Below are 20,380 nucleotides of genomic sequence, written 5' to 3'. Positions count from 1 at the left end.
ACATCACCATGCGTAATAGTTTGCTTTGTGAACCGCCGAGGATCTGCATCTAATAATTGAGCTCGTCCTTGGCGGTATTGTAAACGTAAAATGGGAGGCCGCGATGCCAATCGAGAGTCCAGCAGACATTGTATCTCACTTGGCACAGCAAATGGTGGAGAAAGGAACGAGTCCCCGCAAGCTCGCGCTGCTGACTGGAGTTGCCGAAAACAGATTCGAACTCATTCAGATGGGCGACTGGAAAAATCTGACCATTCGGGAAATTGCGGTCATCTCCGAGGCGCTTGAGGTCGACCTTTGCAGGCTTATTGCAGGCGGTTCAGAAACCTTGTAACGACTGCTCGAAACTCGCGCCCGAAGCAAACGCGGTGGTTTTCTCCTGAGCAGAAGCCACTGTTCACTGATAGCGATAAGAAGCAAAAGATTAGTCCGCATTGCGAAACCCCATGGACTGGGAAAGAGATTGCGATTCTTCAAGGTCAGGACGCCGGGAACGACCATCTTGCGTTCGTCCGATTGCAGCCAGGCCAAGGAAGACCATGCTGTCATCGTCGTTCACTGTCCGGAAAGGCTCGCCCTTGCCGCCAACGAGCAGGAAACATGATGCTGGTATTGTTTCTCCCTCCGGCGGTGATAGCAGCAGGGTCTTACATAGGATGACGCTGGCGCGCCCGTTGTAGACAGCCTTGGCGTAATCGCGCGCGGCATCGACACAGCTCCATGTCTGCACACGATTATAGAGAACCTTTTCTGACGGGCAGGCGTTCAGGCCCCGTAGGCTGATCTCGCGGCCCCCTATCGTTCGCTTGACAGGGCCTTCGATCCCGACCTCGGCTTCCACCTTTTCTAAGGAACGTGCCACAAGCTTTCCCTCGGCGTCGAAGAGCTCCAGCACGAACATCTTCATCCCTTCCTGTACGAACTGCCGAAGGTAATTCGGGGACGGCTCCGCATAGGGATCCTCACCGTCCGCCCTCAAGAGCGTCGCGTTTACGGAAAGAAGCGTGACGGCAAGGCTGATAACCTTGAGTTGCTGTATGCGCGTATGCATGGCCATTTCCGGGTTGACAGAGGAATCTAATGCGAATTAATTATAGTTTATTCGCCAGCGTATCAACCTGGGGCCAAGAATTTGAAAATTACCCTGCTTCTTCTCCTCATCTCCGCGTCGACCGTAACGGCGAATGCTTGTGAAGCGGTCGACACTACCGACGTTCTGGAGATGGTGAGGACGATTGCCGCCGAGGAGGAGCTAGATCCGGATCTGGCCCTCGCCGTGGTCGACGTCGAGAGCGCCGGCGGCAAACATCAGGTCTCCGACGCGGGCGCTATCGGTGTCATGCAACTGATGCCGGAAACCGCGTCCGACTACGGCGTAACCGATCGCTGCGATCCTCGATCCAATATCCGCGGCGGCGTGCGTTATCTCAAGAAACTCTACGGGGAGTTCGAAGATCCGCTGCTGATGCTCGCCGCCTACAATGCCGGTCCAGAGCGGGTTTACCAGAAGGGTGGCATCCCCGAATTCAATGAAACCGCCCAGTACATTGTCAAGGTGATGAACCGGTGGAAGCTGAATGCAAAGGCAACAGCGGCCCTGGAAAAGCGCAGCGGTAGCGCGCATCGACAAGAGACGGTCGCATTAGCGCCCTCCCCATGGCGCGAGGAACACGTGTGGACCGCGGAGTAATGACGCTCACCCCGACTTCCATCCTCCCAAAAATACGAAGGACATTCGAATGAACATTCTTCCCATGATGCAGCGATCGAGAAGCAAAGTTATTCTGTCACTAGCGCTGCTGGCAACGCCCGCCGCGTTGGTGCCGGAATTCGCCTATGCGCAATCTGCGGCCCCGATCGAAGGCATTCTTGACTGGTTCGTCGGTGTCCTGCAGGGCAACGTCGCGCGATCTTTCATGATCATCGCAGTGTGCTTCCTCGGCTTTCTGTTCCTCTCTGGACGCATGGCCTGGCAGGTTGCAATTTCGATCATCATCGGCATTGCGATCATTTTCGGTGCGGCCGAACTGGTCGACGCTATGAAGTCCTCGGCGGGCCTCTGATATGCAAGACGATGCTCCCGATGTCGAACCGCTCATCCTGCCGCTGACGAGGCCTCCAATGTATTTCGGGGTGGATATCATCGTGTTCGTGGTGAACGGCATCTTTGGGATCGTCATCTTCATCGCATCATCGAATTTCCTGGCGCCGCTGGTCGTCCTGCCGATCCACTTCGTCGCGCTCTACCTATGCCAGCGGGATATCCACATCGTCCGGGTCGTGCAGGTGTTCCTGTCGATGCGCAGAGCGATCCGCAACAGGCGCTTCTGGAAAGCGGGGAGCTACGCCCCATGAACATCGTCAATCGCGACTTGAAGTTCGGGCGCGAACGCACCCGCGACATGGGGATCGGCACGCATGTCCCGTATCTCCGCCATGTCGATGAAGCGACGATCGTCACCAAATCCGGCCTGTTGCTGCAGGTAATCCGGTTATCCGGCCTCCCATACCAAACGATGGATCAGGCGGAGATCAATGCGCGCCTGGCCAACCGCAACATGACAGTTCGGTCGCTCGGATCGTCGCGTTTTGCCCTTTACGCCACTATCATCCGTCGCCAGATCGTGCCAGCAATCGACGGCGATTTCGATAATCCCTTCGCCGACGAGCTGAACGCCCGCTACATGGACGGGCTGAAGCACCGGACCATGTTCGTCAATGAGCTTTACCTCACGGTCATCCGACGGCCTATGACCGGGCGCGCCGGCAAGGTCGACCGCATGTTCGACGTCTTCCGCATGGCTGACAATGAGGTCGAAGCCAGCAGCGAGGCGTTGCGCGACCTCAACGACATGGTCTCTGGTATCGTCGGCGACTTTCGCTCCTATCGCCCGGAAATTCTTTCCTGTGTTACCCGTGACGGCGGTATTTATTCCGAGCCTGCCGAGTTCTTAGCCAAGATCCTCGCCGCCGGCGACGAGCGGACAATGCCGCTGCCTCGCATGTCGCTTGCCGACTATATCGGGACCGGGCGGATCATGTTCGGCCGCAAGGCAACAGAAATCTGGTCGGCGGATGGCTCGACCTCCAAGGTCGCGGCGATGGTGTCGATCAAGGAATATCCGCCGATGACGACGCCCGGCCAGCTCGACGGACTGCTGCGCCTGCCTTACGAATTCATCGTTACCCATTCTTTCGCGCCGGAAGATCGGACAACCGTCACAGAGGCGATCGTGACGATCAGCCGGCAGATCGCAAACTCCGACGATGGCGGCACGGTAGTCGAAGACGACATCGAGACGGCGCGCGACCGGCTCGCCTCGGGCGAAGTCGTGTTCGGGAAACACCACATGACGGTTGCGGTGTTCGAGCGCGATCTCTCGCGGCTAAACCGTGCCGTCGCCGACGTTTCCGCCGAACTTGCGCGCATGGGCGTTGTCGCCGTTCGCGAGGACCTCAATCAGGAAGCCGCCTGGTGGGCGCAACTGCCAACCAACTTCTCCTATATTGCTCGTCAAGGGCTGATCTCGTCGGTGAACTTTGCCGGGCTGTTCTCCGCGCATAACTTCCCGTCCGGCCAGACGCATAAGGTCCATTGGGGCGTTCCCATCTCGTTGTTGGAGACCACCAGCCAAACCGCCTACTTCTTCAATTTCCACGAGGCTGATGTCGGCAACTTCACCATCATCGGCCCGACCGGATCGGGCAAGACCGTGGCGCTTTCCTTCCTCTTGGCGCAGGGCATGCGTGTCGAGCCACGGCCGCGCTGCGTATTCATCGACAAGGACCGCGGCGGCGAGATTTTCGTCCGCGCCATGGGCGGGCGCTACGAACGGCTTTCGCCGGGTGAGCCGACTGGCTTTGCACCGCTCCAGCTTGAAGACACGCCGGCCAACCGAAGCTTTGGCAAGACGCTCGTCTCCTATTTGGTCACGCCTTCGGACCGCGTGCTCAATGCCGAAGAGATGGCCGTCATCTCCGATGCGGTTGATAGCATCTATACGGATTTTGACCGGCAACAGCGCCGGCTCGATATGCTCGCCGAGGCCATGCGAGGGCGCATGTGCTCTGGGATTGGCGACCTCGCCGACCGGCTGAAGGAATGGACCACCGGGGACAAGGGCTGGCTGTTCAACAATCCCGCCGACAAACTGGACTTCTCTGGCTCGCTGATCGGCTTCGACATGACGGAGATCCTCTCCGACAAGCGGACGCGATCGGCAGCTCTGCTCTACATGTTCCACCGCATCCAGGAGATCCTCGACGGCCGACCGTCGATGATCTTTCTCGATGAAGGCTGGCGGCTGCTCGATGATGAGGTCTTCTCCGGCTTCATCAAGGATTGGCTGAAGACGATCCGCAAGATGAACGGGATCGTCGGCTTCGGCACGCAATCGGCAGCCGACGTGGTGCGCTCAGAACTGCGCAACACGATCATCGAACAGACGATGACCAACATCTTCTTCCCCAACGCCTCCGCCGACGAGGAGAGTTACCGCAAAGCTTTCGGGCTCTCGGATAAGGAGTTCCGCTTCGTCAAGCAGGCGGATAAAGCGAGCCGCACGTTCCTGATCAAACATGCACAGGACTCAATTATCGCTCGGCTCGACCTGTCGGCGATGCCCGATCTGGTGAAGGTGTTGTCCGGTCGGCCGGAAACGGTACGCGAATGCCAGACGCTACGCCTAAGCTATGGCGAGGAGCCTGCCGCCTGGCTCCCACATTTTTGTGGCTGGACCCTCCCGGAGGCGACCAGTGCGTAGAACGATCCTTCTCCTGCTCTCCGCTGCACTGGTCACAGCACCAGCACCCGCCATCGCGGACGTTCCTGTTAACGACAACGACATGAAGGAAAAGCGCTCCGAGGATGAAGGGCATTCGAAGAAGGACACGGAGACACGAAGCCATCAACTCGAGGGGCAGACGGTGACGAATTGCAACATCTCAAAGAAGGAGAAGTACCGCCGTCTCTACCGCTCACCGGCGCAAGCCGTGCACGAGGATGCCAAAAACGTCGAGCTGATCAAGCACTATGCAAACAAGCACAATGTCCCGGTCGGCCTTGCCTTGTCTGTGGCCCACGCCGAGTCCGGAATTTCGACGTGCTCAGGCTCTCCGACCGGCGTGAAGGGCGTCATGCAGCTGACGAAGAAGACCGGCAAGGGTATGGGTTTCGACCGGGAGATCAATGAGGAGAACATTGAGGGCGGCGTCAAATATCTCGGCATGGGCGTAAACAAATGCGGCAGCACCGACTATGCGTGCCTGGCCTCCTGGTACAACGGCTCGACTGCTTCGGAGCAAAGCAACTGGGCCGGCAAGGTCGGTCGGAACCATTCCTGGTTCAACGCCTATGCCGGCGGCTCGAATATCGAGGACATTTCTTCGCCGTCGTTCAAATCCTATGTCGACTATGGCTCTGGCGCTACGCGTAGCTCGAATAGCGCGGCAGTAGGCGCGGTCGGTCGCGTCGTTCCCGGCATCGATGCAAGCACGGCACGCGTCCAGGAGGCGGGCCGGCGCATTGATAGTCTTTCAGCGTCCGCTGGGGCCTCGGAAATCTATCAGGATGCGTGGGACGACAACACTCAGGCGCGGGCGGTCAATGCCGAGCTGATGAATAATCTCATCACGGCACGCACGCTCTTCAACGAGCTGCTTCAGGCCAGAACGCAGATGAAGCTGTCGAAGATCTCGGAGACAGCCAAAACCCTGAAGTCCGATCCAAAGGTCAATCCGTACAGCTGCGATCCGGTCATCCTAGAACAGATGAAGTTGTCGCGCGACGACTGGCCACGCTGCGCCGTAGTCGTGGATGCAGATGCGGAAACCACGATCATGTCCCCTCAAGGCACCGACGGCGCGATCGGCAACAATCTTCTTTTCATCCAGAATGCCGCCAACGCGGCCGATCAAGGAGGTCTGCAATGAAAACGACGTTCGCCGTGGCTACCGCCCTCGCCTTCTCGACACCGGCCCTCGCCGACGTTCCAGTGATCGATAAAAAGAACCTGGCGATCGCTAGGAAGAACGCCGAAAACACCGGCAAGATCATGAAAACCAACACCAACATCCTCGAAAAGACCAAGGAGATCCTCGGCGCGCTGTCCGGCAGTCGCGACGGGTCGATGGGGATTTCCTCGACCGGCCTCGGCGGCAACATGTCCGTCTCGGCGGCGCCATCGTTCTCCTCGATCATGAACGGCGGCACACTGTCATTCGGCGGTCTTGGCTCCGACGCACAGAACGTTGCCGCGACGCTGATCAACGGGCTGCAGCTCGTCAAGCAAGTCAAGGCGATCATCGATGGCGAGGATGCCGGGGCGATGAACAATGCCTTTTCCGGTACCGTCAACACGGTCGCCCTGCTCTCGGCGCTGTCCCAGCAGGCGTCACAAGGGGTTTCGCAGCGTGAGCAATCGCTTCAGTCGGCCACCGGCCAGATCGGCTCGGCCGAAGACGTCAAGGGTTCGGTCGACGCCAATACCCGCATGCAGCTGGAGACGGCGCGCACGATCAACGAGCTGATCAGTGTCTCGAATGGCGCGGTTTCGGCGCTCAATACAGAAATGCAGATGCGGCTCACTCAGCAGTCGGAGACAGCCAAGATGCTGCAATACAAAGACGTCAACCCCTTCAAGTGAGGCCGCATGCCATTGCTCGTCGCGATAATGCTTTCTGGTCTCGCGCTGGTGGCCGGATGCCAGACGAAGGGTGAAAAGAATGCCCCCTGTCCGCCGATATCGAGTTTTGTGGAGGCGGAGGAGTTGTGTGGTCTGGCATCGCCGGTCAACGACGTCTTCGCGCCTGTCCTGAGGGAATGAACGGATGGCGGCAACCACGATCATATCGGACATTTTCGCAAAGCTGGACGCGATAGGCGAGACGTTCATTCGGAACACCTACGAGGGCCTTGCGCTTCAGGTGAATGTCCTGTTCGGGTCAATGCTCACCCTCTATGTCATCTGGTGGGGCTATATGATCCTTGCCGGTCGCGACAGCTTCTCTGTGCCGGAGGCGGCCTGGCGGCTCGGCCGAGCCTTCTTCATCTATTATATGGCGACCAACTGGGGCGCCTTCTCCGCCACGCTCTACAAGCTCGTGCAGTCCGTGCCGAACCTGATCTCCGACACGATTATCGAGTCGATCGCTGGGTCCGGCGGCGTGCTCAATGGCGGAACCGACGATACAACGGGCGTGGTGAAGATCCTCGACGCCGTCTTCGAGACCGCAGGTAAGGTTTATGAGCAGGTTGCCACCGGCACCTTCGAATATGTCGGGGCGCTGATCGGTGCGGTCGTGTTCGTCGTCGCAATGATCTTCATCGCGGTCGCTGCGGCCGCGATTCTGGCCGCCAAGCTGATGCTGTTCATCACCCTGGCGCTGGCACCGGTATTTATCATCCTGGCACTCTATCGCTGGACCTTCCGCTTCACCGAAGGCTGGCTGTTGCTGATGGTCAATCTGATGGTGACGCAGACTTTGATGATGGCGTTTCTTGCCTTCCTCTACCAGCTCATCGAACTTGCCATCAACACGGCCAACAGTACCGCGACGGAAAGCAAGCTCTCCTATGTGGCTCCATTCGTGATCGTCTGCCTCCTGGGGATCGTGGTGTTCAGGTTCATCCCGACCTTCGCCGCATCCATCGTCGGCGGCGGTGTGTTAGGGCAAGGGGATTCGGCAATTATCGGCGGAAGACGCTCAATCGCCTACGCTGATCGGCAAGTTAGCGGACGCGCCCGTATCTTGCGGACTCGCCTTCGTACTCGCCGAACGTCGGCAGATGTACAGGCTGCTCGCGCTCGCGCAATTCAGCGAGAAACAGAAAAGAATGGGCAACTTTAAGGTGGTCTCCCATGTCCAATCTTGGTAATTATAGTTTATCTGAAGGAGAAAGGCCGTGCACCCCTGGGACGATGACCGTCGGCGCTTCGCTGCCATGGACGCGCAAAACCGCCTCAACGAAGAGATGGCTGAACGCGATCGCGCCGAATCCGAGAAAGGTGGCGGCTTCGGCTACCTGCTCTTCATCGCCGCCATCATCTTCTTCAAACCATTTGCCGAGGATTGCATCGATCTTTACAACACGCTTGCCGGATACGCTCACAGCCTCGGCAGCTTGTTCGGCTTTTGAACGAGGAGGCTTTTTGATGATGAAAATAGTCTCGACGATCATAATAGTCGGCCTGCTGCTTCCCGGCGTGGCATGGGCGCAATCGCCAAGCTCGATCTTGCCCTTGCTGACTGGCGCTTATGCCCCCGCCGAAGGCGGCTGCGAAGCCGCAGCTGCGGCGTTCATCTATGTCGAGGACAAGGGCCTCGGCGCGAACAAGACCGCCGGGAAAGTTCTGGCCGTCAAACAGGAAGGTAACTCCTTTGTTCTCGATGTCTTGTGGATCGAGGCCGGCTCCGATGAATCGGACGGCGATCGTGACACGGTCAAGATCGACGTGAAGGATGACCGCTCCTTCTATTTCACGAACACGGCTTCCAAGAGAACGCTGATGCGGTGGTGCAGCTAGTTTCCTAACCGCTGCGCCGCGGAGCTGAGCGACCCCGAATTCCAGGCTATCCAGATCCCTTCCCGCACCAATGTATTCGGCAGAGGTGATCGCTCGGCCTGATTCATAAACTATAATTAATCCGTCGCTGACGGCGGACCATCGGATACTCCAATGAGCAACGCTGAGCCAACCGCGAATACGCCCGAAACCCCGCCAATCGATCTCACCGCCTACTGGGTAGCCGGTGCATCGTGGGAGGCGGAACTCTATCGCAAGGAGCGCCGCTCGCGGAAAATCGCATGGACAGTCGCGACCGTGGCTGGCTTAGCCACACTGCTCAGCCTCTCGGCCCTCAATCTGCTGGTGCCGTTGAAGCAGTTCGAGGCCGTGGTGGTGATCGCAGACAAAACCACCGGCTTCGTGGAAGTCGCCCGCTCCTTGAACGAGAGCAAGCTTTCCGAGAACGATGCCATCAAGACGGCGAACATCGTGCGGTATATCCGGGCGCGCGAGACGTATGATCCTCGGGCACTCAAGGACAATTACGATCTGGCCCAGCTTTACTCGACCGGCCAGGCCGCCTCGGATCTCCGTCACGACTTCGAGCCCGCGAACCTGCAGTCGAAGGACAAGATGCTCGGCCGCAATACGCGCATCGCCGTTAACATAAAGTCGGTCTCGTTCCTCAACTCTTCCACGGCGACGGTCCGCTTCTCAACCGAAATGCGACGCGACAACACCCTTCGGCGCGAACACTGGGTTTCGGTGGTCCGCTTCCGCTATACGACGGCGCCGCTAAAGAACGAATATCGCTTCGACAACCCGCTTGGCTTCCAGGCCACCGAGTATCGGCGCGATCAGGAATCGCTGCCGGAAGTTCTGCCGGCGGACAAGGCGGCGCGCTGATGCGGAAATCTCTTCTTTCATTCGCGGCGCTATCGCTACTTGCCGTAGCAACCCCAGTCTCGGCCGATCCCCGCATCCGCTACATCACCTTCAACAACAATGCGGTCGTGACCGTGCCTGCGGGTCTCGGCGTCTCGACCATGATCCAGCTTGGAAGCTCCGAGGTAATCGAGACGATCTCGGCCGGCGACACGGCGAGCTGGTCGATTGTCCCGAAGAAGGGCTCGGGGATCCTCTTCGTCAAGCCGCTACGCGAGAACGCCGAGACGAACGTCAACATCGTCACCAACCAGCGCGTCTATGCCCTTCTGCTGAAGGGCTCGGCCGCGGCCGACCTTCGGGCTGCATTCCAGGTTCGGTTCAAATATCCCGACGAGGATGTCAACGCCCAGCTGTTGGCCGCCGCGCAGGAGAGTGCCAAGGATCCGCTGCTGAAGGATCTCGACCCGAGCCGGCTGAACTACGATTACGTCTTCCGCGGCGATACCAGCCTGAAGCCGCGGGTCGCCTTCGACGACGGCACGCATATGTATCTGGAATTTCCCGACGAAATCCCCGCCATCTTCGTCGTCGAAGGCAAGCGCCAGGAATCCCTCGTCAACCTGCGCACGCAGGGAAAATATGTCGTCGTCGACAAGATCGCGGGGCAGTTCACACTGCGCGCTGGCGACAAATGGCTTTGCCTCTACAATCGGCAAGCCAATCGCCAATCCTTCGATCTCATCGAAGACGCCCGTGGACCGAAGCGCCTCGACCGCAAAGAGGAGCGCCAGCGATGAGCAAGATCGATTTTGATCACCTCGACGGTCAAAGCAGTGTGGCGAGCGAACGTAACGGCCGCGTCGGCAAGTTCGCGCTTCCGCTTCTGCTTGTCGTCGGCGCCGGCGTCCTTGCCTACGTCAACTGGCCGATGGGGCCGCAAGGCGCCAGCCTTGCCGAGGGCTCCGGCGAGACATTCGAGACCTCGAACTCCAGCATCCGCAACTTCCCGGAGGAGCCGGGAGAACAGGCGGCCGATCCGAACCTTGTGCAGATTCCGACTGCCGAAAAGAAGCCAGTGGAGTCCGCGGCGGCCAATCTCACCGTGAACCCGGGCGTCGATCTGGAAAAACTGCGTCAGCTCGAAGAAGCGCGTCGCCGCGCCGAGGAAGAACGACTTCGGATGGAGGAAGCGCGCCGGCGCGCCGAAGAGGAAGCTCGGCTGGCCGAGCTGGAGGCCAAGCGCCGGGAGGAGGAGGAAAAGGCACGGTGGGAGCGGCTCCGCTCAGACCAGATTATCGTCGACGGCTCCGGCCGCGAAAGCCTTTCAGACGGCGACCAGTCGGTGACGATTGCCGACGATGGTCAGCTCGTCTCAGTTCCTGGCGCGGAAAGCGACGCGAACAAGGCGTTCCTCGCTCAGTCGGAAAAGCAGGCCGCCAGCATCGTGAAGGCGACGCGCTTCGATCGGACCGACGCGCTTGTGGCCCAGGGCACGATGATCCGCGGCTTTCTGGAGACGGCCATCAATACCGACCTTCCCGGCATGGTGCGCGCCGTCGTGCGTGAGGATGTCCGGTCTCTCGACGGCGGTCGCATACTTATTCCCAAGGGCTCGCGCCTCATCGGCGAATACAAGTCGGGCCTGGCGCGCGGCCAGAAGCGCATCTTCATCGTCTGGTCCCGCGTGATCCGGTCGGATGGTCTTTCCGTCGAGATCGGCTCGCCAGGCGCCGACCGTCTCGGCCGCGCCGGGCTCACCGGCGAGATCGACACGCATTTCTGGGAACGCTTCGGTTCTGCGATCATGCTTTCGGTGATCGGCGGTGCTGCGGAATATGTCTCGGCACTCGGGGAAACTGCGACAGAAAGCGCCCGATCAATCTCGACGGTCGATCCCATCACCGGCGCGGTCACGACGATCACAACCGAACCGAGCCGAACGGCCGCGGAGGCGCGATCGATCGCCGCGGAGAAGTCATCGGCGATCCTTCAGGACATTGCCAACGAAGCTTTTAAGGAAAGCGCGAAGATCCCGCCGACGATCTATGTCGCCCAGGGCGAGTCGATTATCGTTTATCTGCGGCGCGATCTCGATTTCTCCGACTTCTATGCCGATCCGGTCCGGCAGGAGATGATGCGGCTGAAGCGTGGCGGGCAAATCCGGCGCAACGTCGATTCCACGCCCTATTATCCGATCGCGCCGATCCACAAATGAAGCAGTTCCCCTTTCTCGAAAAGGCGCTGGAGCGGTTAAAGCCACATCTCTCGGATGATCGAGTCTCCGAAATCTCGATCAACCGGCCAGGCGAACTCTTCATCGAGCGGCTCGGCGTCAGCGGCATGGAACGCCAGCTCGATGCGCAGTTTACCGCCGACTGGATACGGACATTGAGCGAGCGCGTTGCCGGTTCCACCAACCAGATCGTCAACGACGAGCATCCCATTCTGTCGGCATCGCTCCCGACCGGGGAACGCTTCCAATGTGTTCTGCCGCCGGCCGCCCCCGACGGCGGCGCGATATCCATCCGCAAGCAGGTCATCCACGACATAGGGCTGGAGGTCTACAAGAACCGTGGCGCGTTCGAGCACACCAGGGTCGGGCGGCAACTCAGGCTTTCGGCGGCCGAGGAGGAGCTTGCAGCCATGATGAAGGGCGAGGTCAACGCCATGCAGTTTCTTCAAACTGCTGTGCGCTCGCGAGTTTCGATCGCCATATCCGGCGGTACGTCGACAGGCAAAACGACCTTCCTAAATGCACTCCTCAAGGAGGTTCCCGAAGAGGAGCGCATCGTCACCATTGAGGACACGCGCGAGTTAAAGCCGATCACCTCGAACACAGTCGCATTGCTCGCCTCGAAGGGAGGCCAGGGCCGCGCCAAAGTGACGCAGCAGGAGCTACTTGAAGCATCGCTGCGCATGCGTCCAGATCGGCTGATGTTGGGCGAGCTTCGTGGCGCCGAGGCGTTTTCCTTCCTTCAGGCTATCAATACTGGCCATCCGGGATCGCTCACAACGGTCCACGCCAACTCAGCGCGCTCGGCCTATGACCGCTTGGCCCTCATGGTCATGCAGAGCGGCGTTGCGCTCGGGAAGCAGGAGATTATCGACTACCTCAAGGAAGTCATCCCTGTCGTTGTCCAGCTCTCGCGCATTCCGGATGGTCGCCGCGTCGTCTCTGAAATCGTCTTTACCAAGGGGGACATGCTATGAACCCGGCAATCCTGCTGTTCGGGCTGGCGATTGCCGCCGCCGTAGCCTCGTTCGTCGCCTCGCTCGCCTATGCCGGCCTCTACTATGCGTTCGACAACTCGACATGGATGTTTCAGGCGCTGCAGGACGATATCCTTGCATCCTATAGCGCGGCGCGGCTCGATCTCGCCGCCAGTGACTGGCATCGGCCGGCGATAGCGGCCACGACTGGCCTGTTTGCCGGTGGCGCTGTGTTTGTTGCCGCCATAACTGGCAAGAAGAAATCGACCGACGCTTGCTTTCTCAGTACGCAGGAGGCCCGCGCCCTTGGCCTCACGCGCAACGGTGGCGTGTTCGTCGGTCGGATCGGCGGCAGCTTGATGAAGGTTCCGGGCGGATTCACGCAGCGCGGGTCCGGCCGGCGTCGGTTCATGAAGCCCATGCTGTTCGGCGGAAAGAAGCTCTGGATCGACGGGGACGACGTCGGTGGCTTCGTGATCGGACCGCCACGGTCGGGCAAAGGCGCATCGCTGATCGTGCCGAACTGCCTGCTATGGCCGGACAGCATCGTCGTGCTCGATATCCGCGGCGAGACCTATGAGGCCACGGCCGGATATCGTTCGAAATTCTCGCGCGTGTTACGTTTCTCACCGGCAGACGAAAATGGCGATACGGAGTGCTACAATCCGCTCGACTTCGTCGCGATCGATCCCGACCAGCGCGATATTGACATCAATTCCATCGCGACGGCTCTTTTGCCGACGCCGAAGGGCGACGCTTACTGGATCTCCGACGCCCGCGCACTCTTCGCCGGCGTTACGTCATGGGTACTGGAAAATCCGGATGTCTGCGACAAGGATAAGAACCTTGGAACGGTCCTCAATGTGATCGAAGGCGGCAACAAGCCGCTTCATGAGTGGTTGGAGGAAGTCGCCAATTCTAAGCTTCGCGCCGAATGGATTAGTCCCTTTACATACACCACCCTCGCCCGCTTCGCCGTCATGGCCAGCAAGCAATTCGATGGTGTCTATGGCTCGCTCGCCGCAGCGGTGCGGCCGTTCAAGAACAATCGGATCCTGCGGGCGACGGCGCGATCGACGTTCGACATCCGCACCATGCGCCGACAGAATATGAGCCTTTATCTGGATTTCCGCATCCAGCAGATCGGCTTGATCGGCCCGATCTTCAATGTATTGATGGTCCAGTTCATGGATTACATGTCGCGAAACATGATGGCGCGTAACGAACGACGCGTGCTCGTTCTGCTTGATGAATTCCAGAACCTCGGCAAGCTGGAGAACGCGCTCACCGTCGCGACCGTCCTCGGCGGCTACGGCATTCCCTGCTGGTTCTTTGTCCAATCGCTCCGGTCGATCGACAACGTCTACACGCGCGAAGGCCGTCAGACGCTCGTCAACTCCGCCCGCACTCAAATCTTCCTTGGAGCGCAGGATCCCGAGGATCAGCGGTATATTTCGCAGCTGCTGGGCGAGCGGAAGGAAGTGACGGTCGACAAGGCCGTTTCCACGGGCTTGACCCTGTTTGATCGCAAGGGCGCCACGATGTCTCATAAGACCACGATGCGGCCCCTGATGCGCCCGGACGAACTCGGCTCAATGGACGAGACGCGGTGCATCATCAAGCTTCGAAACCAGCAACCAATTTTTGGTGTTCGGAATTTCTACTATGCCGACAACGAACTGTTGAAACGCGCGTGGTTGCAGATACCCGCGCCGAAAAGCCGGCACATCACCAATAATGCAACCAGTTTGACGATTGGGCATCCTGAAGATCGTTCTGATAGTCCACCTCCCCCTGATACAACACCTGGAGGGAAGTTTGCGGAGAAAAGCTTGGCGGGGATAATGACGCCGTCGAGCAGTTCCATACCTGAGCAAATTTTCCAGTTACCAGATGCTTCTCATACGTCAAAGCACGCCGACGAACCTCGCAGCGTCAATTCAGTGGGATGCGAACCGGACTTTAAATCAGCGATGAAAAAGAGCGCGGTGCGAAAGGCCGAAGCAGATAAATCCCTCGAAAGGATATTGACCATATTCGAGAGAGCGCCCGTAAAAAAACGGGCGGCTAAGAAGGTTAAAAAGGAGATCGCGTCGGCTTTTGCTGACGAATAGTCGTGACTTTACCAAGCGTGAAACATCGATGCGTTTTTCGAACGGGGAGCCTGCTCGATTAAACCGAAGCAAGCCTCCCGAACTCGCGTGCGCTCTCTCAAGCTGGTCTCTCACTTAACAAGCGCGACCTCCTGCCGCCTTAAGACGGCAGGAAGATTTGGGTTGTCACGGCGTCACGATGTTGAACCAGAAGTCGAAACTGTCGAGCATTGAAACGAGCTGGCCGAGTTTGGCGTTGTCGCCGGCGACCTTGACCTTACCGTCGGAAACGGCCTGGTCGAGTTTTGTCTCCCCCAGCGCAATGCTGTTTAGATCGGCTCGCGTCAGGGTGATGGTGGCATCGGCCTCGTAGGCCTGCTTGTCTTTCGTGTTGTTCAGGACACCGTTCTCAAGTTCGACGAGATACTTGCCGTCGGCACCAAAGTCGAAATTGAGGACGATGTGAGCGTCGCCGACCTTTTCAGCATTGAGCCGTACGCCGAGATAGTCGAAGAACAGGTCCAGCGACATCGCACGCACGGTGTCCGGGCTCGCTGTATTCGGCGTCGGAAGTTTTTTAACACCCTCGCGCAGCTCTTTCGCACCCGTCAGGTAGAAGTTGCGCCAGGGTCCGGACTCCGCCTGATAGCCGAGCTGTTCCAGCGCATCGGCGACGAGATCCTTGGCGGGCTGGTTGTTCGGATCGGCAAAGACGACATGGTTTGCGACCTGGGCAACCCAGCGGTAGTCCCCCGCCTCGAACGACTTCTTCGCCTTATCCAGAACGGCGTCCGAACCGCCCATAACTCGACGTATTTCTTGCTCGCTTCGACCGGCGGAAGTTCGTGCAGCGTCGACGGATTGCCGTCGAACCAGCCGAGATAAAGCACGTATGTGGCAGCGACATCGTGATAGATCGAGCCGTAATAGCCGCGGTTTGCCCAGAAATTATCAAGGCTAGGCGGCAGTTTGAACGTCTCGGCGATTTCCCGCAGTCATCCCATGGTTCACCATGCGCAGTGTTTCGTCATTGATGTAGCGATAGAGATCGCGCTGCTTTTCAAGCAGGTTCACGACCTTCTCGTTGGTCCACGTCGGCCAATGGTGTTGGGCAAACATCACCTCCGCCTTGTCGCCCCACATGACGAGCGCCTCGTTCAGATACTTGGACCACGGTAGAGGCTCGCGGATTTTGGCGCCACGAAGCGAGTAGGTATTGTGGAGCGTGTGGGTCGCGTCTTCGGCGGCCGAGATCGCCTTTTTCTCCTCGATGTACCACAGCATTTCCGAAGGCGCTTCGGAGCCAGGGGCCATCAGGAATTCGTAGTTGAGGCCGTCGATTGTTTCTTTCTGACCGGTCTTGGTGATGATGTTGGTCGGAGGAATGAGCGTCACCGTTCCGGCCGATGTCGTGGTGCCAAGTCCAGCACCGACCTGGCCTTTCGGGTCGGGCGCAAGCAGGTTGCCGTACATGTAGCTTGCCCGGCGGCTCATGGCCGTACCAGCCATCACGTTCTCCGCCACAGCGGCTTCCAGGAAGCCTTCCGGAGCGTAGATTTTAACTTTGCCGGAGGTGACGTCGTCTTCTGAAACCACGCCGCGCACACCGCCGTAGTGGTCGACATGGCTGTGCGTGTAGATGACCGCCTTCACAGGCTTGGTGCCCCGGTTCTTGAAGTAGAGGTCAATGGCAACCTTTGCCGTCTCCGCAGAGACGAGCGGGTCGACAATGGTGATGCCCTCGGTGCCTTCAATGATCGTCATATTGGAAAGATCGAGGTTGCGGACCTGATAGATTCCGTCGGTTACCTCAAACAGGCCGCTCATGTTGATGAGCTGCGACTGCCGCCAAAGGCTAGGATTGACGGTCGCCGGCGCTTCGGCCCCTTCCTTGATGAAGCCGTACTGTTCAGGGTTCCAGATCGCGTTCCCGCTCTCTCCCTTGAGAAGTTCGCTCGGCAAGGGAGCGACTAAGCCGCGTTTGGCATCCTCGAAATCAGTCGTGTCGCTGAAAGGAAGTTGTTGCAGCAGTTTGCCATTGGCAACTTTCGTTGCCTCCGTCGCGTCCTTTTGCGGCTGTGGACTTTGTGCATGGACGGGCATTGCAGTGGCCGCAATGATGGCAATGATCGACAAGCTAGATAAATATCGCTGAATTCGCATTCTCACTTCTCCCGATTGTATTCAGATGAGATGCTCGCGGTGGCGCTGCCACCATCGATAGAGACTGCAGTTTGCGAAAGCCTCGCTGAGCTTCCTCCCAACAGCAGCTATCGCCGCTGTGAGATCGTTTACCTAGGGCGCACGGGGGTGGGGAAAGTGCGTTACTGTTAATTGTAACGATAATGTTAGATACATCAGGCGTGGCGATTGGCGGTCGACGAAGCAGTTCAATGGCTTTGAAAATTCTCGAAACGTTTAAAGCGGCGCCAAGGTGCTTATTCCAAACGATACATTATGCGATCTTAGACGCCAAAGGCGAACATCGCAGCAACAAGCCGTGCAACGCGCTCGTGAAGAACCCCCTTCAATCACTGGGCACTTTGGCTATGGACACGATTTGGTAGTCCGAAGCGGACAACTAATTCGTTACGCAGGGACGGCGGATTTGCGCCGTCAACTCCGCCGTAGAGACCAACTTGGCCGCTGCCCGAAAGCAGACGTCACCAGCGAGGGCTGGACGGCTTGATTGCGCCAGAACCGAACGTCCCTTGCTCGTCTGGGTGTTGCACGATACCACACGCCCCTTGTGACCCTGCGGTCGCTTCGAAAGCCGCTCCGGAGGATGTTCAGTGGAAATTTGCGATCTTACAGCCCTTCCGACTTGCGCGGACATCATCGCTGACCGTGCTTGGAATGCGTGGTGGACTGGGAGCGAAGTGTCTTTAGCCGAATATCGGGCTCACCTTGACCAAATGATTGAGGGCGAAGGCATTCCGCTCGCTCTTGTCGCCCATGAGCAAGGCGAGTACGTCGGATCAGTCTTGTTGATCGAAAATGACCTTGATGACCGGCCACAATACACGCCGTGGATTGCCGCTCTTTGGGTTGAGCCGGAGATGCGACGAAACGGTATCGCCGCGAAGTTGATGGACGCTGCTCGAAAAGAGGCTTCGGCGCGGGGACACGCATTTTGCTATCTCTGTGCAACGCCTGACAACTCGCCTTACTACCTTGCACGTGGCTTCAAGCAAATCGAAAGCGAGGTGTCTGGATTAAACCTGTTTTCCATCAGCTGTTGATTGCAGCGGTTAAAGAAAATGCATAAGCGGACTCACGCACGCATGTTGGTCTAACTTTCGGCAAGGCGAGTTTGCATGCCTCGATATGTATCGTTGACTGAAACCGCTAACCTTTTGGCGACAGTCGGGCGCGTTCTTGTCATTGGATGTTCTGGTGGCGGCAAGACAACGTTCTCCGCCAAGATTGCAGAGTCATTTGGCCTAGAATTTCAATCACTCGACCGAGATGTGCGGTGGCTTCCTGGCTGGGTAGAGCGTGATCCGCGGGAACAGAGAGAATTCATCGCTGATATGGTCCATCGGAGCCGATGGGTTATGGACGGCAGTGGAGCGTCTTCCTTCGACATCAGATTGCCGCAAACTGATCTAGTTCTGTGGGTGCGTGTTCCCCGACGGGTCGCGCTCCTCGGCTTATTGAAGAGGGTTTCTCGTTTCTACGGCTCCGTTCGGCCAGCGATGGCTGATGGTTGTCCTGAGCCACTGCCAGATCGCGAGTTCCTCTCCTATATCTGGAACTTCGAGAAAAAATACGCACCTATTTTCATCAAGCAAATAGATCGTTACGGGCCGAATGTTCCGGTAGCCGTGCTCCACTCGCATCCCGAGATGGATCGGCTCCTTCAACTAGCTTCCCAACCTCACGCTCGAAAAGGCGGATGACCGCTTCGGGTCAATCCCAGACCTAGGCGGCAAGAACTCTAATGTCCGTTTTTTGTGTTGGGTGTCCTCGCAGACGGTCGTGGAGACGCTCGGGTCAGCTGGCCAAGTATCGCGGTTGATGCGCTTCTCGGGCGTTCCGATCAAGAGCGGGTATCGCGAACTCTCCACCCGACTGAGACGACCGGCAGCCGGCAACATGCCGCCCCAGGCCCGATGTCTCCAATCCCTCGCCTTGAGGATTCGAACCAGCTTCGATTGCCCTATCGTTAATTAAGCGAATGCGTTAATTAACAAAAATGCCGTTTCGTTTATTAAGACGCCGTGCAATTTGACGTCAGCACAACAATCGGCTCAGGAAGGATATGGTCAGAAACGACCCCAACACCAACGGGCGACTAGGTCGCTTCGTGGAAACCGCTGTGGGTGGCGAGCGCGTCAAGGCGTTTGTGCCGCCTCCCCTTCCCCCATCTCCGCCAATCGCGATCACGGGCCTGCTCACTCGCCTCAGCGCAGCGGAGCGTGCGCTCGGACGGCTCGACGGTATTTCAGTGTTGTTACCGAACAAGGAACTGTTCCTCTACATGTATGTGCGCAAGGAGGCAGTCCTTGGTGCCAACTTACGAATGGTGAAATAGCGGGTGGGAACGCCGACCTCGTGGCAGATGTGCTTCAAATCTTTCGGCCTTCCTTTCAGCACGGTAACACCTCGCTCGAATGACAGTTTCGTCCTCCCGTGTGCTGGCCATGGGCGACTTCTCACCACTCATTGCGGTCTCCGAGGTGAGTTTCGATGCTTCGCCTTGAACCCAGTTGAACCCGAGACCCGCCCCTTGCCGAGTCTATAGGTGGTTCCAAGGATTGACNTGGCCATGGGCGACTTCTCACCACCATTGCGGTCTCCGAGGTGAGTTTCGATGCTTCGCCTTGAACCCAGTTGAACCCGAGACCCGCCCCTTGCCGAGTCTATAGGTGGTTCCAAGGATTGACGACGGGGACTCCTGCCGCCTCAAAGGGACTCGTATCGCGTGTCGCGATTGTAAATCCCTTGGAGGCTGCAATAGCCGCAATRTATCCATTAGGTGYCGGGAATCCCTYCCCCCCTGCTCGCGCGGTTGCCGCAAGGTCCGCATAGTGCCGAGCGGCCGCAGTGTCGAATGACAACACGCGATCGTCGAACAGTTCGAGCAGGCCATCAAGCGTGTCGGCCAACGCCTTTTTGCGCCGGCCCTCCGGTRGCGCAGCGATGCCAAACAGTAGCTCCGCCAGCGTTACACTGGACAGATACAAGGTTTCGGCTACCTGGTCATTCAACCAATTGCGTATAGCCAAATCCGGGGCCGGCTTCATCGCCTCCGAGACGACATTCGTGTCCAGGACGATCATTCAAACCTCATTGGCTCCGCCGGCGCTTTCTCTCGCATCTGGTCGAACACTTCGAAATCATCATTGGTCAATCCAAGCCGCCCGCTCAACTCGGCCAAGGCATCGCCGATGCGAACACGCTGTTCGGGCTTTACCGCACGTTCCAGAATCTCGCGGACTTCCGCCTCTGTGCTACGGCCGTGAATCGCCGCTCGGACGCGTAAAGCCCGGTGCACTTCATCAGGTACATTTCGTACTGTCAGGATAGCCATAGTCAGACCCTCGCAATCGCYTTCATTGACTGCAATATAGTTCCGTTGCAGTCATTCTGCGAGTTTCGGAGTTTGAGATTCTTGAGCGTTGGCTTTCAGCCCGGCTTCTATGGCTCGGTCACGGTCAAGGCCACGCCCAAGTACCG

General features: G+C 58.3%; 22 protein-coding genes and 2 pseudogenes. 17 read left to right on the top strand and 7 right to left on the bottom strand.

The genetic code is table 11. The features are described 5' to 3' along the window. The first annotated feature begins 103 nt into the window (after window positions 1-103). Entirely contained in the window at window positions 104-334 is a 231-nt protein-coding gene (locus ASD00_RS27560; protein WP_146160961.1) for a hypothetical protein, read from the top strand. Between the two features lie 90 nt (window positions 335-424). On the opposite strand, the gene ASD00_RS27555 is transcribed toward ASD00_RS27560, so the two are convergent. After that, the gene (locus ASD00_RS27555; protein WP_057210342.1) at window positions 425-1,051 is read right to left on the bottom strand and encodes a hypothetical protein; all 627 of its coding nucleotides are present in this window, start codon (window positions 1,049-1,051) and stop codon (window positions 425-427) included. Between the two features lie 81 nt (window positions 1,052-1,132). On the opposite strand from ASD00_RS27555, the gene ASD00_RS27550 reads away from it, so the two are divergent. From ASD00_RS27550 to ASD00_RS27520, 7 genes are all read left to right on the top strand, one after another. Beyond that, window positions 1,133-1,690, top strand: coding sequence for a lytic transglycosylase domain-containing protein (locus ASD00_RS27550; RefSeq protein ID WP_057210340.1), 558 nt, complete (start codon window positions 1,133-1,135; stop codon window positions 1,688-1,690). A gap of 49 nt (window positions 1,691-1,739) precedes the next feature. Next, entirely contained in the window at window positions 1,740-2,063 is a 324-nt protein-coding gene (locus tag ASD00_RS27545) for a TrbC/VirB2 family protein (RefSeq protein ID WP_057216055.1), read from the top strand. Window position 2,064: 1 nt separating this feature from the next. Then, the gene (locus tag ASD00_RS27540; RefSeq protein WP_057210336.1) at window positions 2,065-2,355 is read left to right on the top strand and encodes a VirB3 family type IV secretion system protein; all 291 of its coding nucleotides are present in this window, start codon (window positions 2,065-2,067) and stop codon (window positions 2,353-2,355) included. Further along, complete coding sequence (locus ASD00_RS27535) at window positions 2,352-4,763, top strand: VirB4 family type IV secretion/conjugal transfer ATPase (protein WP_057210334.1); 2,412 nt, start codon at window positions 2,352-2,354, stop codon at window positions 4,761-4,763. Before ASD00_RS27540 ends, ASD00_RS27535 begins: the two co-directional genes overlap by 4 nt. After that, on the top strand, window positions 4,756-5,931 hold the full coding sequence (locus ASD00_RS27530; protein ID WP_057210332.1) for a transglycosylase SLT domain-containing protein: 1,176 nt from the start codon (window positions 4,756-4,758) through the stop codon (window positions 5,929-5,931). The genes ASD00_RS27535 and ASD00_RS27530 overlap by 8 nt, the downstream gene beginning before the upstream one ends. Continuing rightward, window positions 5,928-6,644: a type IV secretion system protein gene (locus tag ASD00_RS27525; protein ID WP_057210330.1), complete on the top strand. Its 717-nt coding sequence runs from the start codon at window positions 5,928-5,930 to the stop codon at window positions 6,642-6,644. The genes ASD00_RS27530 and ASD00_RS27525 overlap by 4 nt, the downstream gene beginning before the upstream one ends. Before the next feature lie 184 nt (window positions 6,645-6,828). Next, window positions 6,829-7,848 (top strand): type IV secretion system protein, encoded by a 1,020-nt coding sequence (locus ASD00_RS27520; RefSeq protein ID WP_057210329.1) that lies wholly within the window; start codon window positions 6,829-6,831, stop codon window positions 7,846-7,848. 28 nt (window positions 7,849-7,876) lie between these two features. On the opposite strand, the gene ASD00_RS40415 is transcribed toward ASD00_RS27520, so the two are convergent. Beyond that, window positions 7,877-8,179, bottom strand: coding sequence for a hypothetical protein (locus tag ASD00_RS40415; protein ID WP_156585820.1), 303 nt, complete (start codon window positions 8,177-8,179; stop codon window positions 7,877-7,879). Between ASD00_RS40415 and ASD00_RS27510 the strand changes: the two genes are divergently transcribed. The 6 genes from ASD00_RS27510 (at window position 8,154) to ASD00_RS27485 (ending at window position 14,719) form a co-directional block, all read left to right on the top strand. Further along, window positions 8,154-8,525, top strand: a complete 372-nt coding sequence (locus ASD00_RS27510; protein ID WP_057210325.1) for a hypothetical protein — start codon at window positions 8,154-8,156, stop codon at window positions 8,523-8,525. The two genes, ASD00_RS40415 and ASD00_RS27510, sit on opposite strands and share 26 nt — an antisense overlap. Before the next feature lie 153 nt (window positions 8,526-8,678). Next, window positions 8,679-9,413: a type IV secretion system protein gene (locus tag ASD00_RS27505; RefSeq protein WP_057210323.1), complete on the top strand. Its 735-nt coding sequence runs from the start codon at window positions 8,679-8,681 to the stop codon at window positions 9,411-9,413. Then, entirely contained in the window at window positions 9,413-10,192 is a 780-nt protein-coding gene (locus ASD00_RS27500) for a TrbG/VirB9 family P-type conjugative transfer protein (protein ID WP_057210321.1), read from the top strand. Before ASD00_RS27505 ends, ASD00_RS27500 begins: the two co-directional genes overlap by 1 nt. Beyond that, window positions 10,189-11,610: a type IV secretion system protein VirB10 gene (virB10, locus tag ASD00_RS27495; protein WP_057210320.1), complete on the top strand. Its 1,422-nt coding sequence runs from the start codon at window positions 10,189-10,191 to the stop codon at window positions 11,608-11,610. The genes ASD00_RS27500 and virB10 overlap by 4 nt, the downstream gene beginning before the upstream one ends. Further along, window positions 11,607-12,605 carry a P-type DNA transfer ATPase VirB11 gene (gene virB11 / locus ASD00_RS27490; protein ID WP_057210318.1) on the top strand — a complete coding sequence of 333 codons (999 nt, stop codon included), beginning with the start codon at window positions 11,607-11,609 and terminating at the stop codon, window positions 12,603-12,605. Before virB10 ends, virB11 begins: the two co-directional genes overlap by 4 nt. After that, window positions 12,602-14,719, top strand: a complete 2,118-nt coding sequence (locus tag ASD00_RS27485; protein WP_057210316.1) for a type IV secretory system conjugative DNA transfer family protein — start codon at window positions 12,602-12,604, stop codon at window positions 14,717-14,719. The genes virB11 and ASD00_RS27485 overlap by 4 nt, the downstream gene beginning before the upstream one ends. A 165-nt stretch (window positions 14,720-14,884) precedes the next feature. Here ASD00_RS27485 and ASD00_RS42025 read toward each other — a convergent pair whose 3' ends face one another. From ASD00_RS42025 to ASD00_RS42015, 3 genes and pseudogenes are all read right to left on the bottom strand, one after another. Further along, complete coding sequence (locus ASD00_RS42025; RefSeq protein WP_280137518.1) at window positions 14,885-15,292, bottom strand: alkyl sulfatase C-terminal domain-containing protein; 408 nt, start codon at window positions 15,290-15,292, stop codon at window positions 14,885-14,887. A 48-nt stretch (window positions 15,293-15,340) separates the two neighbouring features. Further along, window positions 15,341-15,666 (bottom strand): annotated as a pseudogene (locus tag ASD00_RS42020) (alkyl sulfatase dimerization domain-containing protein); the annotation flags it as partial. Beyond that, window positions 15,656-16,861: an MBL fold metallo-hydrolase gene (locus ASD00_RS42015; protein ID WP_244496142.1), complete on the bottom strand. Its 1,206-nt coding sequence runs from the start codon at window positions 16,859-16,861 to the stop codon at window positions 15,656-15,658. The gene ASD00_RS42015 and the pseudogene ASD00_RS42020, both read right to left, overlap by 11 nt. 629 nt (window positions 16,862-17,490) lie before the next feature. Between ASD00_RS42015 and ASD00_RS38160 the strand changes: the two genes are divergently transcribed. The 3 genes and pseudogenes from ASD00_RS38160 to ASD00_RS27470 all read left to right on the top strand — a co-directional run. Further along, a complete protein-coding gene (locus tag ASD00_RS38160; RefSeq protein ID WP_063963354.1) occupies window positions 17,491-17,940 on the top strand; it encodes a GNAT family N-acetyltransferase in 450 nt (149 codons plus the stop codon). 75 nt (window positions 17,941-18,015) lie between these two features. Beyond that, the gene (locus ASD00_RS39310) at window positions 18,016-18,600 is read left to right on the top strand and encodes an AAA family ATPase (protein WP_082523746.1); all 585 of its coding nucleotides are present in this window, start codon (window positions 18,016-18,018) and stop codon (window positions 18,598-18,600) included. Window positions 18,601-18,962: 362 nt separating this feature from the next. After that, window positions 18,963-19,208: pseudogene (locus ASD00_RS27470) on the top strand (Fic/DOC family N-terminal domain-containing protein); the annotation flags it as partial. A 355-nt stretch (window positions 19,209-19,563) separates the two neighbouring features. Here the strand turns inward: ASD00_RS27470 and ASD00_RS27465 are convergent. Beyond that, window positions 19,564-19,983, bottom strand: a complete 420-nt coding sequence (locus ASD00_RS27465; RefSeq protein ID WP_057210313.1) for a type II toxin-antitoxin system VapC family toxin — start codon at window positions 19,981-19,983, stop codon at window positions 19,564-19,566. Further along, window positions 19,980-20,234, bottom strand: coding sequence for a hypothetical protein (locus ASD00_RS27460; protein ID WP_057210311.1), 255 nt, complete (start codon window positions 20,232-20,234; stop codon window positions 19,980-19,982). Before ASD00_RS27460 ends, ASD00_RS27465 begins: the two co-directional genes overlap by 4 nt. Window positions 20,235-20,380 lie beyond the last annotated feature (146 nt).

The organism is Ensifer sp. Root31 (genome assembly GCF_001424825.1).
Taxonomy (GTDB): Bacteria; Pseudomonadota; Alphaproteobacteria; order Rhizobiales; family Rhizobiaceae; genus Ensifer; species Ensifer canadensis.
The sequence above is the reverse complement of the archived record's forward strand: the minus strand, read 5'-3'. Positions and strand labels throughout refer to the sequence as shown.

What these genes read in the sequence shown, in the direction of transcription:
- ASD00_RS27535 (WP_057210334.1), top strand. Translation starts at nt 2,352, where the DNA reads ATGAACATCGTCAATCGCGACTTGAAGTTCGGGCGCGAACGCACCCGC.
- virB11 (WP_057210318.1), top strand. Translation starts at nt 11,607, where the DNA reads ATGAAGCAGTTCCCCTTTCTCGAAAAGGCGCTGGAGCGGTTAAAGCCA.
- ASD00_RS27510 (WP_057210325.1), top strand. Translation starts at nt 8,154, where the DNA reads ATGATGAAAATAGTCTCGACGATCATAATAGTCGGCCTGCTGCTTCCC.
- ASD00_RS40415 (WP_156585820.1), bottom strand. Translation starts at nt 8,179, where the DNA reads ATGATCGTCGAGACTATTTTCATCATCAAAAAGCCTCCTCGTTCAAAA.
- ASD00_RS27525 (WP_057210330.1), top strand. Translation starts at nt 5,928, where the DNA reads ATGAAAACGACGTTCGCCGTGGCTACCGCCCTCGCCTTCTCGACACCG.
- ASD00_RS27560 (WP_146160961.1), top strand. Translation starts at nt 104, where the DNA reads ATGCCAATCGAGAGTCCAGCAGACATTGTATCTCACTTGGCACAGCAA.
- ASD00_RS27520 (WP_057210329.1), top strand. Translation starts at nt 6,829, where the DNA reads ATGGCGGCAACCACGATCATATCGGACATTTTCGCAAAGCTGGACGCG.
- ASD00_RS27540 (WP_057210336.1), top strand. Translation starts at nt 2,065, where the DNA reads ATGCAAGACGATGCTCCCGATGTCGAACCGCTCATCCTGCCGCTGACG.
- ASD00_RS27500 (WP_057210321.1), top strand. Translation starts at nt 9,413, where the DNA reads ATGCGGAAATCTCTTCTTTCATTCGCGGCGCTATCGCTACTTGCCGTA.
- ASD00_RS39310 (WP_082523746.1), top strand. Translation starts at nt 18,016, where the DNA reads ATGCCTCGATATGTATCGTTGACTGAAACCGCTAACCTTTTGGCGACA.
- ASD00_RS27555 (WP_057210342.1), bottom strand. Translation starts at nt 1,051, where the DNA reads ATGCATACGCGCATACAGCAACTCAAGGTTATCAGCCTTGCCGTCACG.
- ASD00_RS27485 (WP_057210316.1), top strand. Translation starts at nt 12,602, where the DNA reads ATGAACCCGGCAATCCTGCTGTTCGGGCTGGCGATTGCCGCCGCCGTA.
- ASD00_RS27545 (WP_057216055.1), top strand. Translation starts at nt 1,740, where the DNA reads ATGAACATTCTTCCCATGATGCAGCGATCGAGAAGCAAAGTTATTCTG.
- virB10 (WP_057210320.1), top strand. Translation starts at nt 10,189, where the DNA reads ATGAGCAAGATCGATTTTGATCACCTCGACGGTCAAAGCAGTGTGGCG.
- ASD00_RS27505 (WP_057210323.1), top strand. Translation starts at nt 8,679, where the DNA reads ATGAGCAACGCTGAGCCAACCGCGAATACGCCCGAAACCCCGCCAATC.
- ASD00_RS42015 (WP_244496142.1), bottom strand. Translation starts at nt 16,861, where the DNA reads ATGCGAATTCAGCGATATTTATCTAGCTTGTCGATCATTGCCATCATT.
- ASD00_RS27460 (WP_057210311.1), bottom strand. Translation starts at nt 20,234, where the DNA reads ATGGCTATCCTGACAGTACGAAATGTACCTGATGAAGTGCACCGGGCT.